Raw genomic sequence first — 18,146 nt, forward strand, 5'->3', positions numbered from 1 at the left:
AGGTAGCAATTGATGCTGCTACCTTTTTCTAACTGGATTTGCCAGTTTAAATAATATTGTGCATTTTTAATAACGGATCATCACTGACTTTAATTCAGTGTAATCCTCAATAAATGCGTCTGAAAATTCACGACCCAGACCAGACGCTTTGACACCACCAAAAGGAACGGCAGGATCAAGGAATGTGTGCATATTCACCCAGACTGAGCCTGCTTCAATTTGCGGAATGAGTCGCAAAGCTTTCGCCAAATCATTGGTCCATATACTTGCAGTTAAACCAAAACGAGAATGATTCATCATTGAAATTAACTCTTCATCACTTTCAAAAGCAATCACATCCACCACAGGTCCAAATGTTTCCTCAATAAATAATGGATCGTCAATACCCCGCACTGTTAATAAAGTTGGCTCTACAAAATAGCCTGTTCCTGCAATGACTTTACCACCACAAATGATTTGATTATTTTGATAAGCAAGATCCAGATAATGTTTAACCTTCTCAAAATGTGGCTTATTTGAAAGTGGACCAAACATAGAGGATTCATCCAGTGGTGAACCTATTTTAAATTGTTGAAGAGCTCCGGCTGCTTTTTGAATAAACTCTTCATATTTAGAGCAATGCACAAAAAAACGTTCTGGTGCTGCACACACTTGACCTTGATGGACAAAACTAGCTTGTAACAGTGTTGGTAAAATTTCATCGATTTGAGTATCCGCTAAAATCGCAGCTGCATTTTTTCCGCCTAGTTCTAAGCTGACACGGGTTAAATCGTTATGCATCGCTTGTTTACCAATCGCAATTCCTGTGGGTACAGAACCTGTAAACGAGACTTTTTTAATATTTTTAGAGTCAATTAAATATTGGCCAGTTTCTCCTGTGCCTGTGACAATATTAATCACACCTGCGGGGATGCCTGCTTCTATTGCAAGCTCGGCTAAACGTAATAATGAAAGTGTTGTGAACTCACTAGGTTTAAGCACGATTGTACAACCCGTTGTCAATGCCGAACCAATCTTCCAACATCCGATCATCAAGGAAAAATTCCACGGCACGATTCCTGCCACAACCCCAACAGGTTGACGCACTGTATAAGCTGTATATTTTTCACCATTGGCTGAGGGAATAGAAGGTTGCATGGTTTGACCATGAATCTTGGTGGCCCAACCAGCAAAATATCTTAAAAACACGACAGTCTGAGCAACTTCTAAGTGTCGAGAAAGATTAATCAACTTGCCTGTAGTCAAAGTTTCTAGTTGTGCTAATTCCTCCGCATGCTGTTCAACCAGATCAGCAAGCTTATTCAGCTTTTGCCCACGCTCATAAGGTGATGTATTGGCCCAAGCATGTAGAAAAGCATCTTGCGCACTGTTTACAGCGGCCTCAACATCTAGTTTAGTCCCAATCGCAATACTTGAAACAGGCTGTTCCGTTGCTGGGTTAACCAGCTCAATTCGAGTACGCGTATCATCGACTTCAATATGTTGTCCATGAATAAAATGACCGTGTTGACGTTGCAAAAAAGTTTGGACACTCGCTAAAATTTGTACTTGGTTCATCTTGTTATCCTGTGTTCTATATAGAAATCTTGGCAATTTAGGTTCAGCAATCTCTATGAGATTCAATTATGCATTTAGAATAAAGTCAGCACCGCGCTCACCAATCATGATGGCAATGGCGTTGGTATTTCCACTTGGTACTTGTGGGCAAATGGAACAGTCAATCACGCGTAAATTTTGAAAACCATACACTTTAAGGGTTTGGTCAGTAACGGAGTCTTGTGAAGAATTGCCCATTTTACAGCTGCCTGCTGGATGGTAGACCGTTTTAATATTTTGACGCATCCACAGATCAATCGCAGCAATGTCATCGGGATCGATATTTGCTGGTTCAATAATATCTTTGACTATAGATTTTAATGCAGGCTGTTGTAGTAAACGCAGCCCTGCCTGAACCGCGCGAATATTGGCATCAATATCTTCTTGATGACCTAAATAGTTTGGATCAATGATCGGCAAAGCATTTGGGTCTTTACTGCTTAAACGTAAACTGCCTCGTGCTTTGGGTTGTACATGTCCAACCTTAATGGTGAGACCATGTTCTTGTGCCACTGCTTTTTCACCTGGCGTATTATCAAAATTATCCAGTACTGGCAAGAAATGGAACTGTACATCAGGTCGGCCATGGTTATTGGTATCAATAAAGCCACCGCCTTCTAAAATATTAGACGTTAATAAACCAGAACGGGTAAAGCGCCATTGTAAAAAGTGCCGTAGTGCTTTTAAACCTTGATCTTCCCCAAGCAAGCTATTCTTGGTTTTAACAGTTGCATTCACTGACATATGTAAATGATCATGAAAATTCTCACCCACAGGTAAGTCTTGAATACATTCAATGCCCAGTTCATTTAAATGCTGTTTTGGACCAATACCTGAGAGTAATAAAACTTTTGGACTACCAATTGCACCAGCACTGACAATAATTTCTTTGCTTGCGTGCACAGTAACAGTGGGTTTTCCAGCAATGCTATAGGTTACACCTGTCGCCCGACCAGCATGTGTTTCGATTTTATGAACCAGTGCATCGGTCACCACAGTAATATCTGCAAGATGTTCAACCGCTTTTAAATAGGTCTTTGCAGTGCTGGCTCTTTCACCATGCAGGGTTGTTGTTTGATAAAAGCCGACACCCGCTTGATCCCATCCATTGAGATCATTGACATATTTCATCCCCATTTGCTGACCTGCTTGAATACAGGCAAGTGTTAAAGGATGACGATAACGATTTTCACTGACAGGCAAAATACCCTCTTGTCCGTGATACTCATCCGCAAGGCTTTCATTTTTTTCAGCTTTTTTAAAAAATGGAAGCACATTTTGATAAGACCACTTGTTGCAGCCCCATTCAGATGCCCATAGATCATAATCCTGACGTTGTCCACGACAGTACACCATGCCATTGACAGAGCTCCCTCCGCCAAGGACTTTTCCTTGTGCAAGAATCATTTCACGATGATTACAATGTTTTTGTGGAACCGTCATATACGGCCATGATTTTTGTTGAAATACTTTGATCACTGTTGCTGGGATCGTATGGAACATACTATTGTCCTTCGTCCCCGCCTCTAAAACCAGCACTCGTCCTGCGTTTGCTTGTAATAATCGTGCTGCGACCACACAGCCTGCCGACCCTGCCCCAATAATAATATAGTCATATTCTGCTTGCATCATGCTTGCCTACTCATCCAATTCCTTGAATAAGATTTCACCATGATTACAGCGGATGTTCTTGTTTAAACGTGACTCACTTTATGCAAAATTGTGACATTGACAGCAGATCTAAAAATTCATCGACTACACTTTTAAGCGATATTGTTTCGGTGAAAGCCCGATCATCTTACGGAACAATTTTGAGAAATGAGCACTGTCACCAAATCCCCACTTCAAAGCAATTTCAGTAATCGACAGACTTTTATTTTTGCCATCTTTTAATTCATACTGAATTTTTTCGATACGATGCATTTGAATAAACTTGTGTACAGATTGCTGTTGATGTTCAAATAATCGGTGTAAATGCCGAAGTGAAATCCCTAAGTGATTTGCGATCATTTGTGCATTTAAACTTTGCTGATTGAGATGCTCAAAAATAAATCGCTCTGCTTTTATTTTGAGATGACTGGAAATTTCAATATTTTTATAATTAATTGTCGGTTTGATTAAAGCAATCAAGGCATCTTCAAAAGCATTACCATCCTCTTTTGCATACCAAAGTTCAATATTTTCAGGTGATAGGTTTTGCAACATACCTTTCAGCAAATGCCCACTCATATTAGAAGTATTTAATTTGCCAAAATGATCAACCGTAATGCCTTGCCTGAATAATTTCTCGCGCGATAAATGCACTGAAACATGACTAAATAAACCTTGTGGATACATATCAATCGTTTCATCAGGATCAAGTAAGGTAATCTCACCTTCATTTAAATCAATATTTTGATCTTTATAAACAATCCGCATCTTGCCTATGTACTGAATCACCAAAAAGCAGAAACGATCTTTCACTCGATCAGGCATACCACTTTTTCTGCAAATATGACTGGCATTACTTTTTATAAAAGCAACCTCTGTCTCTCCCAGTAAAAAGAACTTTACTTCACCAATAAATAAATTATTCTGTTTATCAAAGGTCGTCTCAAAGTTACCACAAACCTTTTGAATAGATTGCTTCCACTGTACAATTTCATTTTCTTTAGCTTGATTCATATCCATTCCTCTTGGACAGATCGATTCAATAACTTGAATAGCTTTGCTTTGTCTTTTCCAACACCATTAAAAATTCTACCTCAATCAATCCAAATAACCGACAAATTCATCTAGATGTTTGTCGGTCAGTTGATGATTATACAATCCCCGCAATATCTTTTAAAATTTTAATAAAAATTTCCTTTTCATTTTCAGGATATTTTTCAAAAACTTCATTTTGATGGCTATCAGCAATATCAAACAGATAATGTGCGGTTTTCTTGCCCTTTTCCGTTAACTTAAAAAATCCATCCGTTTCAATCAATAAACCATCTTTTTTTAAGATAAGCGCAGCTTGTTCGATCTCACGCATCGGCATGGCAATATCACGTGGTAAATCTGCTTTATTGGATGCGGTACCACTGCCTAACACCAATAATAATCTTGCTTCACTGGTGCGAAATCCAGTGATTAACTGCTTCGGAATATAATCGGTCTGATAAAATTTAAACGCCCGACTCATTAAATAACAGACATTACTATATAAATGCCCTTGGTGTAATTCGCCTAAGTCTTCTGCTTCTACAGTATCTTTAAGCTGTAATAATGGATGAGGAATCACACCTGAATACGCACCTTGGTGATACACCAACGGACTACGCCCTTGATCATGAAACTTAACGACTTTGCCAATAATAATCCAGTGATCACCACCTTCAATAATTTCATGTCGTTCACATTCAAACACTGCTGAACAATGGTCTAGAACTGGTGATTGACCTGCACCAACCTGATAACTTGTACCTTCATACTTATCGATATTGCGACGGGAAAATTTATTGGATAACTCAATTTGAGAACCCGATAAAATATTTACCGCAAAATGCGTAGCTTGCTCAAATACAGAAAAACTCGATGATTTTTTATCGATACTCCATAAAATGAGTGGTGGGTCTAAAGACACTGAATTAAAACTATTTGCAGTGACTCCAACCTTCTCACCTTGCTCATTTTGTGCCGTCACAATGGTCACACCTGTAGCAAAATTACCCAATGCCCGTCTAAATTGCATTGGATCTATTTTGATTTCATCCATTGATTTTAATGAATTCATTATTCTCTCCTGAATCTTTTATCCTATTTAGCTCGGTATCTGAAATTGCTTAGTCCTGTTAAAAGCAATTAAATATCCAGTACCAATCGTGCTGACTTTGCACGGGAACAGCACACCAGTATTTGTTCATTACTGGCTTTTTCTTCATCAGTAAAATACACATCGCGATGATCAGGCTCACCTTCGATCACATCGCACATACAGGTTCCGCAGACGCCCTGTTCGCAAGACATTTCAATCTCAATCCCTTCACGTGCCAGTGCTTGCAGAATGGTTTCTTCGGCATTGACCATGATGATCTTGCCACTACGCTCAGCAACAACTTCAAATGCATCACCGTTGGTTTCAACCTCAACCTGAAAATATTCCTTATGAATCTGTTGCTCAGGAAAATTTTGTGTCAAAGCCAAATTAATCACCCAATCCATAAATCCATTGGGACCACAGGTATAGATATGGCTTGCTTTGTCTATGTCCTGAATGGCAGATTGAAAAAACTCACGATGGCTGGCCCCTTCCGATTTAAAATGAAAGGTGGTAAATGGCGCCAATACACTATTTCTAATTTCATCGACAAAGGCGCATTGCTCTGGGCTTGCCCCGCAATAATGCAGTTCAAAAGATGCGTTTTCTTGTACCAATTGATAGGCCATGGTGATCAAAGGGGTAATTCCAATCCCCCCACCCACCAGTACAGCATGTTTGGCTTTGACTAATGGAAACAGGTTTTTCGGTTCACTGACCTGTATTTCCATTCCATCTTTTAAATCTTCAAAAGCCGATACTGAACCACCACGCGATTCTGGATCACGTAAAATCCCCAGTCGGAATATGCCAACATCCTTTGGGTTTTGGCATAGTGAGTACTGACGCACCATACCATTGGGTAAGTGCACATCAATATGCGCACCTGCTTCAATTTTTGGTAATGTGGCAGAATTTGCAGATTCAAACTCCATGACTGCAACATTCCCACCTTCTATATGACGGTTTCTGACAACCACATTATAGAGTGTAGCCATGATTTATCTCCCTTTTATGCATCTCGCCCAAGGCTTAACGCATAAATAATCCACCGTTAATATCCCACGTCGCCCCAGTGACAAATGCAGCGCTTGGGCTTGCTAACAAGGCACAGGTTTCAGCAATAAATCCCATACTACCTAATGCTTTGACTGGGATATTTTGAATAAATTGCGCCATTTTTTCGTCAGATACCACACTGTGTACAATCGGTGATTCCATTGGCCCAGGTGCTAGGGCGTTTACAGTCACGCCTTTAGCAGCAAACTCTTTGGCAAATATTTTGGTCAAAGTCACAATTGCACCTTTAGTTGCAGCGTAGTGTGCTCCTGTTGCAGTACCTCCATTTTGTCCTGCCAATGAAGCCATATTGACGATACGACCATAGCCTTGATCAGCCATATATTTGCCAATAATCTGACATGCCTGAAAGGTTCCTCGCTGATTCACTTGGGTGATCCAGTCGAAGTCAGCTGCAGTAATCTCTAAAACAGGGGTTGCCTTGGTGACCGTCGCATTATTAATCAACACATCTAATTTGCTGAATTTTTGTTGAATCCACTGCACTGCGGCATGAAAATCTTGCTCAACTGAAATATCCAGTTTTAACGCAAACATATTCTCCGCATTAGGACTACGTGCTTTGGCATTTTCAGCCTTTTCTAAGCTGCTGGCAGAGACAATCACTTGATGCCCCTGTGCTGCAAAATATTCGGCGATCACATTCCCTAAACCAGATGCTGCGCCCGTGACTAAAACAACCTGTTTCATTTTTTACGCTCCTAGAGGATGTAACTGATACCCGCCAAAGTATCGGTCGAGTTGACTAAGTTGATAATTTTACGATTGATCTTAAAGCCTTGTTCTGGATCACGAACCAAATGAAAAATCACATCTGCGGTGTAATGTTTTAAGCTTTCCTTACGGAATTCACGGAGGTTTTGTGCACAGCGTAAAATGATTTCACCATCCTCATCTTTTACGACACGGATACGTGACACGCTACGGACAGTATTGGCTTTGGGTGCAGTCGAAATCGCTTCACCATTTTCCAAACGTTCGACCCGTAATGTACGCATATGATTGTTGTCATAGGCATAGTTCAAATTATTTTCATAATCCTTGAGTGTCGGATCAATCGGAATGATATACACGCCTTTTTCATTCCATAGATTGAGCCATTCACGGTATTCACTATGGTCTAACATGTCAGCTTCAGCCCAAACAAAAGCAGTCACTTCATTTAATAATTGCAAATTCATGTTCATGCTACTCTCCTTAAGCCGTCATCATCTTTTTCCACTGCTGATAAGCAGCGCGCATTCCAGTTTCTGCACTGACATCGCTTTTTAAGCCATCCTCAGTTTTTACTTCGCCGGGTAAACCACGGTTCAACATGATCCATAAATCCTGACCAGCATTGGCACCATGTTGCACACGCTCCCATGCTTCCGAGTCATCTGGTGTACCAAAACCAAATGGACCTTGGAAATGTTCATGTAGGCGTAAGCGATATTGATTGGCAATCTGTGGCCCACCATCCATCGTAATCACAGAATGATGAATTTCAGTTTCATTGACTGAAATAGGTTGCATGACACGGAAGAAGGCCATTGAACAGGCAATGTTCGGGAACAGGTTTAAGTTAAAACCAGAACCACCCACAGCACGTACAATACGGCGTACTTCAAGTTCTTCATGTCCTTCATCACGTAACGCTTGTGCAAGCTCTTCAAAACGTTCCTGAATTGGGCGTTCCATCAACTCTTCATCTAAATCCACCAGTTCAGGAATCATCACCATGACACTGTGCCCATTGCCTAAATCTTCAACATAGCCAGGTTGATTTTCAAAATTAAATAATTCTTCAGTCTTCTCATCGACTGAACTTAAGAATGACTTATGCACCAGCGGGAAATGATAGGCATCGGTGGTATTTTCCAATTGGATTTTCCAGTTGCCTGGGAAACGGAAACGATGTTCACCCAATACTTTAATTGGATAACCTGCTCCCTGTTTCATAAACAAATCTATCCATTTTTTCGCAGCACCCAAGAAATCAGATAAAGGCTCAATATCGTCTTTAAAGGTGGCGAAAATCATACCGTTGTATTCTTCAACACGTAGGCTAATCAATGGAAACTCTGATTTATCCAGACATTCGCCATAACTTTCAGGTGAAGGTACACCACGTAATGAACCATCCAGTGCATAGCTCCATCCGTGATATGGGCAAACAAAACTGTTGGTTTTTCCTTTTTTATGTTCACATACCGTTGCTGCACGATGGCGACAACGATTGAGCAATACATGGACTTTTTTCTTACGGTCACGTACAACGACCACAGGTTGCTTACCAATATTAATAGTTTTATAGCTACCACCATCTGGAATTTCACTGGCATGTGCCACCCAAACCCAAGTGCTGTAATAAATCTTTTCCATTTCATCATCAAAGACACGCGCATCTTTATATAAAGAGGTATGCGCACGATCACTTTGAACTAACTCGCTGTAATCAATATTAATATTCTGCATTGGAATAATACTGTTCATATCCATTATCCTTTTCAATTTATCCATAACTTATTGCTGAGACGGTACTGGCAATATCGCTGTACTGTTCCAGTGAGACACAGGGCGACTAAAAATATTTTCAGTCTGAAAATGTTTGATCTTCCATAGACCATCGGTTTGCTGTTTAAATTTCACGCTGAGTTTTGCGGCATTTAAATGGCTATCTCCATTGAGAAAGGTCGAGGTTTGCAACATCAACCAGCTTGTATTGGCCTGATCGCCTGCAATATAAATTTGTTCTGAGCTGACAAAATGCGCATTCATCACAAAATGTGATTCAGTTTGGGTATAGCTTTTAAACATGTCAAAAATGGCTTGCCATGAAGCATGGCGACCAAAAGATTGCGCATATTTCTCACCAATTCCTTCCCAAATACTGTCCTGATCAAATAAATCCATTAATTCATTGAGGTCAGTCTTGGCATTTAATCCATCACAAATTTCCATGTAACGATGAATACAATTACGAATCGCGTTTTGCGCTTCGAGCTGTTCTAAGCGTTGTAAGATAAGGGTCAAATCCTTTTGGCTATTCATGTCATATTCATCCTGGGACATCTCGTGATTATTCAAATTCGACTTATAAATAACCGGGTGCTGGTTGCATACCAAAGCTCACCAAAGCGGCATTTTGTAAAGTGGCATCACCCATAAAGGCATGCTGAGTCACCACATTGGTATCATTCACAAAACGGCTAAATGGGTTATGGGTATAAATTGCAGTCATGCCCGCTAACATTTGAATTTTGCGCGTTACACGTGCGCAAACTCGAGCAACATGGGTACAAGACAAACGCATCTCACTGATCTGTTCTGGCGTTGGCGTACCACCTGCAATAATCTCATTCCAAACGATTTGCATAGTGTCGTAGAACCAAACACGCGCTGCTTTAAACTCAGCTTCGACTTGGGCAAATTCATATTGAGTGACTGGGCGACTGGCAATTTCAGCACCACCTGTGATAGATGATTTGCCAGGCGCTAACTTTTGGAATTCTTCCAACGCTGCTGCTGCAACACCAATCCCGACCACAGTTAACACCTGTGTTGCCAATGACAGTGATGGATATTTAAAAAATGGTTCCGAAAGCTTAGACGGTTCACCACGAATAAAGGTCCAATCATTATTTACAAAGACATTATCTACCAGCAGATCATGACTGCCTGTTCCTTTTAAACCGACCGTATCCCAAGTCATTTCGATTTGCGCTTGTTTTGCTGGGATAATTGCTAAACGTGGGAGACCTTGTGTGGTGTTATTGACCTGTGGACTAATCCCCACTCCAATAATATCGGCCCCCATACAACCACTGGAAAATTTCCATCGACCTTTTACCACCACGCCATCAGCTCTTAAATCTGCGGGTTGCGGTGGAAAAATACCTGCTGCAAATACAATATCTGGGCTCTCTTTATATAATTCTTCAAGCGTTGCTTCAGGCAGACTACCCAAATAAGCAGGGCTCATCCCAAAACTCGCAACCCATCCCACGGACCCATCCGCTTTAGACAAACGTTCAATCAACTCACAAAATTGTTGAGGTGACCATTCATTGCCGCCAAAACGTTTTGGTACCAATGCACGATAAACACCAATCTGTTTCAACTTATCGATAATGTCTTGACTCACATACGCTTGGTTATCGAACTCGCCTGTACAAGCACGTTCTCGAATCTCCTGACAGAGTGCTTCTAATTCCGTTATTGTTGTGTCCATTACAAATTCCTTTGTCGATAAATTATTCATTACCCAACTCCTTGTCATTTATTGCGCTGCATCCACGATATATTTCGCAATTGCACAGACCAGCTCATCCGAATTTCGTTTCGCCACAATTTGTAAACCCACTGGTTGCCCTTCACTGGTTTTGAGCGGTATTGAAATTGCAGGATGTCCAGATAAATTGAATGGACGCACCAATGAAGTTAAGTTCAACAGTGCGACCATATGTTCTGCATCGATTAATTTGGGTGGGATTTGCGGAAGGGTTGGCAGTAACACAGCATCATATTTTTCCAATAAGCCATCAATTTCATTGATAAATTGTGCTTTGACCGCTTCCGCCTCTTTTACTTGTTGCACAGTGGTTTGCGCAGATTTAAGCAAGCGAGCATGGATATCGTCACCCAATAAACCAGTTTTGGTTAACTCGCCATACGCCTGCCAATTTTCATAATTAATGATCTGCATCCCTGCATCATAAGCAGGTTCAAACCATTCAGATTTCACTGGTGTAGCTGACAGATTCGCCTGAGCAAGAAAATGCTGAATACAGTTCAATACCGTTGGATTTGCATTTACCTCAAGCCAAGCCAGTTTTGGTGCATGCGCTAATTTTTCCAAAGTATGAAAGCTTGGATCAATTATCTGCATCGCGGTTTCAATCATTGCAACCGAAGCTGCAAATGGTCCCACGCAATCCAGCGAACTCATGGCTGGATGTATCCCTTGACGACTGACGCGATTGAATGTCGGCTTAAAACCATACACGCCACAACATGCCGCTGGCATACGAATTGAACCACCAGTATCGGTACCTAAAGTAAAATCAGCCAGACCTGCGGCTACGGCAGCAGCAGACCCACTCGATGAACCACCTGGAATTAGATCAGGATATTGAGGATTGATTGCAGTGCCAAAAACAGGATTGATCCCGGTAATTCCAAAAGCCAGCTCATGCAGATTGGTTTTTGCAGTAATTTGGCAATCCTCTGCCAAAATACGATCTACCACTTCTGCATTTTTTGTTGCAGAAGGCTTATCCATCAAGGCTTTGCTCCCGATCATGGTTTTAAGACCTTGAATATCAATAGAATCTTTCACCATGACTTTTAAAGCACCGTGTCCTATTTGTACGTCTTGTACAACAATATTCATTCACTTTTCCATGTATTTTTGTACTTAATACCAATATCGGAAAAAGTAATGTAATTGTCAAGATATTTTTATCAGAAAGAGCAAAGATTTTTTCTTTAATTTTTGTATAATGATGAATATTCATCTTTATAAAGTTATCACTTTGCTATGCTTACTCATTTAGAACAATTTCTACCTAATAATGAACCTAGCAGCTTACAAAGCTATCCTTTCTTTTGGATTTCTCAAGTGAATGGTAAATATACACAACTTATTGAAAAATCAATAAAAAAATTAGGTATCGACAATACACGTCGTAAAATCATTTTAAGTACCAATGCTTTGCAACAAGCCAGTATTACCGAAATTGCCAACCTCTCTACCCTTAAATTGACCACAGCAACTAAAGCCATTTATCGCTTGGTTGAAGATGATATTGTGCAGGTTTTTTCGTCAGAGTCTGATGAACGTATTTCGATGGTCAAGCTCACAGAAAAAGGCAAAGAACTGGTAGAGCAGATCAATCAAATCAGCCAAGTGACTTTATCTGGGATTTTAAATGCCTTTGAAGATGAAGAATTGCATCAGTTAAATGCACAGTTGAAAAAGCTATTCAATTTGATGCCATCAAGCTAAAAGCTGTAAATAAACGCCCATTCGCTGAATGCAATGGGCGAATTGTTCGGTTCATCACGTTGCGGACTGTAAAATATTGAACGATGGTTTTAAATTACTTTTTTCAATTCGATCTGAAAAGGTACGTAAGACATCTTGTTTATATTGATGAATATCCATATCCGCATAATTATAAAAGCCCTGCTTTTCACGAAGGCCATTACGCTGCTGCCGCATATTTTCCGCAATAATTTCAGGTGTACAAAAACGCTCACCCAGCTCTTTTTGCAAATATTGCGAGGCATAATATAAAATATCGCCACCGCCCCAATCAATAAACTCCAATAAGCCTAAAACAGAAAAACGCAAACCAAAACCAGTACGAATAGCAATATCAATATCTTCTGCCGAAGCGACTCCATCTTCAACCATACGTGCCGCTTCATTCATTGCCAAGGCCTGAATCCTTGGCACGATATAGCCCGCCTTGGCATTACAAACCACAGGTACCTTACCAATCGCCTGTAGAAATTGCTTAAGCTGAGTCAACACCTCATTTGAGGTCTGGTCAGAACGGCTTAACTCCACCAAAGGCATGAGATAAGCAGGATTTAGCCAATGTGCATTGACTACTCGCTCAGGATGCGAAATCATTTGCGCAATATCCGTCACTAAAAATGTGGAGGTGGTCGAAGCCACAATACACTGCTGTGAAAGATATTGATCCAGCCAAGCAAAAATTTCTTGTTTGGCTTGTTTTACTTCTGGTACAGCCTCAAGGATCAACGCACAGCTTGGCAATATGCCTGTAGCAGCTTGTTTAGATAAAATCGCAATCTTATCCAAAACAAAAACTTGCTGCTCCGCTTGAATAAACTGAATTTTCTCAAGCAACTGTAACTCTTGCTGTAAATCAGCACGAATTTGAGTTTGATATTGTTCAAATTCAGCTTCACTACGTTGTTTTGCATCAATCAAATCAACGTTTAGTCCTGCATAGGCAAATGCAATCGCAATGGCTTTGCCCATACGTCCAGCGCCAAGCACCGCAATTTTTTCGATCATCTGCATTTTAGACACCTTGTTGCAAAATCGCTTGCAGTTCTGCTGGGCTTTTATCCGCAAGACCTAAACGCTCAAAAGTACGTCCTTGTTGATATAAATCCTTACCCGTGACCGCTGACGCGATATTCAACAATCCTTCAGCAACAGGGGTTGCAACACCTGCCCAACGTCCCACAGAAACTAAAAAAGATAATCCTAAACGAGTGTCTTCTAACATATAGCGATGTGAATCTAAGTCGATATCCTCACGCCAGTCACCGCTGTCGGTTAATTTTCCATGTGCCCCACGTCCATACATCCATTCATCACCCTCACCTTCATGATTATAATGATCCGCCAAAGGAAAATGTGGTGCTGTATATCCCAATGCTTCACGCAGTTGCATTCGTTCCGCATCGAGTTGATTGGTGACACGACGAATTGAGGGTTGAGTACCTTCGTTATGAATATCCCACGCTTCAAAATGTTCAAGTGGACCTGCATTCATCAAAATCAGAGGTGGATGAATAATCGGTCCAGCATTCATCAATGCACCACTTAAGCTGTCTTCAACGGGTTCAACGCTAGGATATGCCTGCTTAAGCACTTGAAATGCCTGTTGTGACAATACGCTTGGAAACACGCCTGTGGGTAACCGGGTCGCATAACCACTAATCACAATTTGATTCACCCCATGTTTACGCACCAGATAAGGCAAAGTTCCCGTTTCTGCAAATGCCACTTGCGCAGTGTTGCCTGCTTGTTGCATCGCCTTGGCAAAGATAAAACTACCAAATGTCGCTGGTGGTAAGTACACCACTTGCCCTGCTTTAAAAAATGGCGCTGCTTGATGGGCTAAATCATCATGTGTGGTCGCAGGTAATGGAATAATAATCAACTCGGCATGTTCAATGGCGCTTTGCAAATCATCAGACAAATTAATCTGACTCTTTTCAAAACCCACCGTCACAGTACGATCGCCCTGATAATCCTTAATCTTTAATTGCCCAGTGGCAGCAAGTTGTTGTAAAGCATCTGAATCACGGCGCCATAACAGCACCTCATGCCCTTTTTCAGCCATTTCTGCCGCAGCTGCATAACATCCATGGCCGCCACCTAAAACTGTAATTTTCATCATTGCTCTTCCTGATTTATTTCAATTCATCATAGAAGCGCAATAACCTGCTGGCTTATCCAAACACGCAACACCTGTTCGGGTTACGAAAGCATTGTACTCATTTGAACAGGACTCATTTTTAAAGTTTTAGAGGGCAAACACCCATAGCGTTTTTTATACAGCGTAGAAAAATGCCCTAAACTTTGAAAGCCATGACGCAACACAATATCCGTCACTGTTTCATTGGTTTGAGCATGCTGTAAAGCCAAATGTACCCGTTCAAGTCGCTGATCACGGATATACTCGACTGGTGTTTGTTGTAAATACTGACTAAAGCCTTTTTGCAATGTGCGGATCGACACCTCACAACACTGACTTAAATCCGCTAATGAAATCGGTTGTTCTAAATGATTCTGAATATATTTTTGTGCTTTTTTTAAATAGCCGGGCAAAATATACTGTCTTTGTAAATTAAGCTGGTCACTATAGTTATTTGGAATCTTTAATAAAATCAGTTCAATTAAATACTGGGTAAAACTTGCTGAGATAAAGCTCCAATTTTGAATATGATAATAGGCATGGCACAAATAATTGAGGGTTTCAATAATCGAGTCTATGCCTTCCTCGGTACAGGACAGACTCATATCAAAGATAACCGGTTCATGACTGGTATGCCCCAACATTTTAAACAATTGGGTTTCTACATCATGTTGAGCAAGTTTTAAAATAATATTTCGGCAATGCTGATTGGTCTGGATTTGCTGTTGAGTATGTGGATGCGTAATTGACATAATCCCGACTGACTGTAGCACCTGTTGGTCTTCTATACCGACTTTACATTGGCCTTCCAGTGTCAATCGAAATAAATAAAAATCAGAAACCTCATCAATGGTGATTATCACAGGAGCACTGTATTTAAGATCGTACAAGGCACAATTTCCAAAGCGAAAACCATTTAAACGGGTATTTAGCGGTTCACGCACTTCCACCTCAAAACGATGAGGGCTTAAATAATAACTGACCTGATCTTTAATGGTTTGATAATCATCCGATTTAAACAATAGCAGTTCATCCAGATAATCCAATTTGAAAAACTGTTCCATTCTTTCACTTCCTGATTATGGATTGACCAAACAAGTCACGAAGCCCATTACAAAGAATGGGCGTTGTGACTGATTGAGAACACCATTGAATTAAGAGGCATGTTCCTGCTGCATACTGGCACTAAATGCCTTACAGCCCTTTTTCAATAAGATAAATGCCAACACACATGAAATCGTACCCACGATAGACAAAGACATCCCCACCATCAGTGGATTTTCAAAAATTTTATCTGTAATCAATGCCACCAACGTGGTACCAATTCCAACTGCAACCAAATTACTGATCAGCAAAAATACAGCTGAGATTTGTGCGCGCAACTGATTCGGTGCCAGCATTTGCATTGCTGTGGTTGAAATTGGCATTGGGAAAGAGGCAAAAAACATGGCAGGGACAAGAAATACCACAGAAAGCCACAGCTCATTGACTTGGGTAAAGACCATAATTGGTAAAATTAATCCCACAATTCCAATCACACCGGTAATCATTGGTGCGTCCTTACGTCCTTTTTGAATAAACCAGTCATTGAGCCAGCCTGCACAGAATACGCCAAGAATATTTGCCACCAATAACACCGTGCCTAGCATATAGCCTGCTTCTGTCGGTGTAAGGCCAAACTTACGCATGTAAAATGCTGGTGACCAACTAATCAAGCAATACAGCGCCATTGCATAGAAAGTAAAACCTAAATAATGGCAAGTAAAAGTACGACTATGTTTTTTGATAAACTTAAACGCATCTTTCATATTGGTCTTTTCAACTTGACCTTGTGCATTTAAACGCTGACCTTTGCGTTGCGGTTCTCTCACCGTAAGCAACACCAGTAAGCCAATAAACACCCCAGGTAAGCCTACGATAATAAATGCCGCCTGCCATGCTCTTAATGCACCAAATAAAGGAACCTGAATGGTGTCCATATTTTTAAGCAAGCCAATCACATAACCACCGACCAGAAAAGCAATCCCTCCACCGACAAATGAACCAATTGAATAGACTGCAACAGCACGGCCTAATTTGTCTTTACTGAACATATCACTAAACATTGAATACGCTGCTGGAGATAAAGCAGCTTCGCCCACTCCAACCCCCATACGGCTTAAAAACAGTTGAATAAAGTTTTTACTTAAGCCACAAAATGCAGTTGCAATGCTCCAAAACACTACCCCGACTGCAATAATTTTTGGTCGAGAAAATCGGTCTGCCAAATAGGCCAGTGGCAACCCCATAAAGGCGTAAAACAGTGAAAAGGCGAGACCATGCAATAGACTAAACTGGGTGTCTGACAATCCTAGATCAGCCTTAATTGGTTCAATCATCAATGCCAGTATTTGCCGATCTATAAATGAAAATATATAAGCCAACATGCAAAGTGAAACAACATACCATGCATATGTATTTGAATGAGAGCCCGTTGACTCTGGTGAATGAGTATCCATTTTTCTTCCTTGTCCATGCATTTTTATGATTGGTATCTTTAAGAAGATGTCGCGTATTTAAGGAAATATCCATTTCCTATCCACCTTCTTGATAAAAGCTTAACCCACTATAGTTATTTTTACATGGAATTTTCCATGTTATTTTAAGTATATAGTTATACCTTTTACTTCACAATGCTCAACTTGAACAAATTTATTTTATTTAAAGTATTATATATCAATAAGATAATATATTTTAAAAATTGGAAATTATTTTTTGGAAGGTTCTTGAAACATACGTTAAAAATTTAATTTTAAAATAATATTGAATTTTACATTTATTTTTACATAATATAGAAAATACACCTCTCATAGGAAATGGATATGCCGCTGTCAAAACAAGATGCAATTGAAAGTATACATAGCATGCACGTACTGATTGAACGTATTTTTAACGGGAAACATACAGAACAAGATCTTCCCCTACTTATTGAATATTTTTCCGATCATTTTGAGATGGTCGGTGCAGCTGGAAAGCGCTTGTCCTTAGCCGATGTCAAAGGTCTGTTTAGCAATAATCAGGGCAAGATGCCAGATCTACAGATCGAAATTTATGATGAACAAATTTTGATGCAAACTGAACAAAGCATTGTTCTCACCTATACTGAAAAACATACCAAGGAATCAGGAGTTCTAGTTCGACGTTCATGTGCGCTTATTGAAGAAATTCAAGGAAAAATGCAGTGGAGCTATTTACAGGAAACTTTTTTACCTTAAATAATTGTCAGTCATAATAACTTCATTTTTCAATGCAACGCTTTAAGTTCAATAAGATATCAATTTAGAATATAAATGATCGAGTTGCGACTTAAAGCTTAGACACTGCTTTTAGCAAATACTTTGTCTGTTTTCATCCCCATCATTAAAAATTTTACTTAAAAACAAAATTACGGTGAAGTCCAATTCAAAATAGTCGCAAACATAGACGAATTGTCAACAGACCCTATTTATTTCAAAAGTATGCATCTTGTTATGTATAAAACA

17 protein-coding genes are annotated in these 18,146 nt (G+C 40.1%); 2 read left to right on the plus strand and 15 right to left on the minus strand.

Features of this window, described 5'->3' with window-relative positions:
• Window positions 1-66: 66 nt before the first annotated feature.
• From AC4CVF_RS11545 to AC4CVF_RS11595, 11 genes are all read right to left on the minus strand, one after another.
• A complete protein-coding gene (locus AC4CVF_RS11545) occupies window positions 67-1,557 on the minus strand; it encodes an aldehyde dehydrogenase family protein (protein ID WP_490789481.1) in 1,491 nt (496 codons plus the stop codon).
• Window positions 1,558-1,623: 66 nt separating this feature from the next.
• Window positions 1,624-3,225, minus strand: a complete 1,602-nt coding sequence (locus AC4CVF_RS11550; RefSeq protein WP_336954168.1) for a GMC family oxidoreductase — start codon at window positions 3,223-3,225, stop codon at window positions 1,624-1,626.
• 126 nt (window positions 3,226-3,351) lie between these two features.
• Entirely contained in the window at window positions 3,352-4,260 is a 909-nt protein-coding gene (gene feaR / locus AC4CVF_RS11555; protein WP_490789482.1) for a transcriptional regulator FeaR, read from the minus strand.
• A 136-nt stretch (window positions 4,261-4,396) separates the two neighbouring features.
• On the minus strand, window positions 4,397-5,356 hold the full coding sequence (locus AC4CVF_RS11560) for a p-hydroxyphenylacetate 3-hydroxylase reductase component (RefSeq protein ID WP_171287945.1): 960 nt from the start codon (window positions 5,354-5,356) through the stop codon (window positions 4,397-4,399).
• Between the two features lie 65 nt (window positions 5,357-5,421).
• Window positions 5,422-6,375 (minus strand): PDR/VanB family oxidoreductase, encoded by a 954-nt coding sequence (locus AC4CVF_RS11565; protein ID WP_490789483.1) that lies wholly within the window; start codon window positions 6,373-6,375, stop codon window positions 5,422-5,424.
• 34 nt (window positions 6,376-6,409) lie between these two features.
• Complete coding sequence (locus AC4CVF_RS11570; protein WP_490789484.1) at window positions 6,410-7,147, minus strand: SDR family NAD(P)-dependent oxidoreductase; 738 nt, start codon at window positions 7,145-7,147, stop codon at window positions 6,410-6,412.
• 11 nt (window positions 7,148-7,158) lie between these two features.
• Window positions 7,159-7,644 (minus strand): aromatic-ring-hydroxylating dioxygenase subunit beta, encoded by a 486-nt coding sequence (locus AC4CVF_RS11575; protein ID WP_004721595.1) that lies wholly within the window; start codon window positions 7,642-7,644, stop codon window positions 7,159-7,161.
• Window positions 7,645-7,654: 10 nt separating this feature from the next.
• Entirely contained in the window at window positions 7,655-8,932 is a 1,278-nt protein-coding gene (locus AC4CVF_RS11580; RefSeq protein WP_490789485.1) for an aromatic ring-hydroxylating oxygenase subunit alpha, read from the minus strand.
• 30 nt (window positions 8,933-8,962) lie between these two features.
• Window positions 8,963-9,490, minus strand: coding sequence for a nuclear transport factor 2 family protein (locus tag AC4CVF_RS11585; protein WP_490789486.1), 528 nt, complete (start codon window positions 9,488-9,490; stop codon window positions 8,963-8,965).
• A gap of 43 nt (window positions 9,491-9,533) precedes the next feature.
• Window positions 9,534-10,700, minus strand: a complete 1,167-nt coding sequence (locus tag AC4CVF_RS11590) for an acyl-CoA dehydrogenase family protein (RefSeq protein WP_105714294.1) — start codon at window positions 10,698-10,700, stop codon at window positions 9,534-9,536.
• 18 nt (window positions 10,701-10,718) lie between these two features.
• Window positions 10,719-11,831, minus strand: a complete 1,113-nt coding sequence (locus AC4CVF_RS11595; protein ID WP_419820618.1) for an amidase — start codon at window positions 11,829-11,831, stop codon at window positions 10,719-10,721.
• Window positions 11,832-11,978: 147 nt separating this feature from the next.
• Between AC4CVF_RS11595 and AC4CVF_RS11600 the strand changes: the two genes are divergently transcribed.
• Window positions 11,979-12,446 carry a MarR family winged helix-turn-helix transcriptional regulator gene (locus tag AC4CVF_RS11600; protein WP_419328761.1) on the plus strand — a complete coding sequence of 156 codons (468 nt, stop codon included), beginning with the start codon at window positions 11,979-11,981 and terminating at the stop codon, window positions 12,444-12,446.
• Window positions 12,447-12,500: 54 nt separating this feature from the next.
• Here AC4CVF_RS11600 and AC4CVF_RS11605 read toward each other — a convergent pair whose 3' ends face one another.
• The 4 genes from AC4CVF_RS11605 to AC4CVF_RS11620 form a co-directional block, all read right to left on the minus strand.
• Window positions 12,501-13,496, minus strand: coding sequence for a 3-hydroxybutyryl-CoA dehydrogenase (locus AC4CVF_RS11605; protein WP_490789487.1), 996 nt, complete (start codon window positions 13,494-13,496; stop codon window positions 12,501-12,503).
• A 1-nt stretch (window position 13,497) separates the two neighbouring features.
• Window positions 13,498-14,604 (minus strand): NAD/NADP octopine/nopaline dehydrogenase family protein, encoded by a 1,107-nt coding sequence (locus AC4CVF_RS11610; RefSeq protein ID WP_490789924.1) that lies wholly within the window; start codon window positions 14,602-14,604, stop codon window positions 13,498-13,500.
• Between the two features lie 83 nt (window positions 14,605-14,687).
• The gene (locus tag AC4CVF_RS11615; RefSeq protein WP_336954104.1) at window positions 14,688-15,689 is read right to left on the minus strand and encodes an AraC family transcriptional regulator; all 1,002 of its coding nucleotides are present in this window, start codon (window positions 15,687-15,689) and stop codon (window positions 14,688-14,690) included.
• Between the two features lie 90 nt (window positions 15,690-15,779).
• Window positions 15,780-17,123 carry a spinster family MFS transporter gene (locus tag AC4CVF_RS11620; RefSeq protein WP_004721612.1) on the minus strand — a complete coding sequence of 448 codons (1,344 nt, stop codon included), beginning with the start codon at window positions 17,121-17,123 and terminating at the stop codon, window positions 15,780-15,782.
• A gap of 363 nt (window positions 17,124-17,486) precedes the next feature.
• Here AC4CVF_RS11620 and AC4CVF_RS11625 point away from each other — a divergent pair, with 363 nt between their 5' ends.
• Window positions 17,487-17,879: a DUF4440 domain-containing protein gene (locus AC4CVF_RS11625; protein WP_419360167.1), complete on the plus strand. Its 393-nt coding sequence runs from the start codon at window positions 17,487-17,489 to the stop codon at window positions 17,877-17,879.
• Window positions 17,880-18,146 lie beyond the last annotated feature (267 nt).

The organism is Acinetobacter sp. LipI_19 (assembly GCF_058242925.1).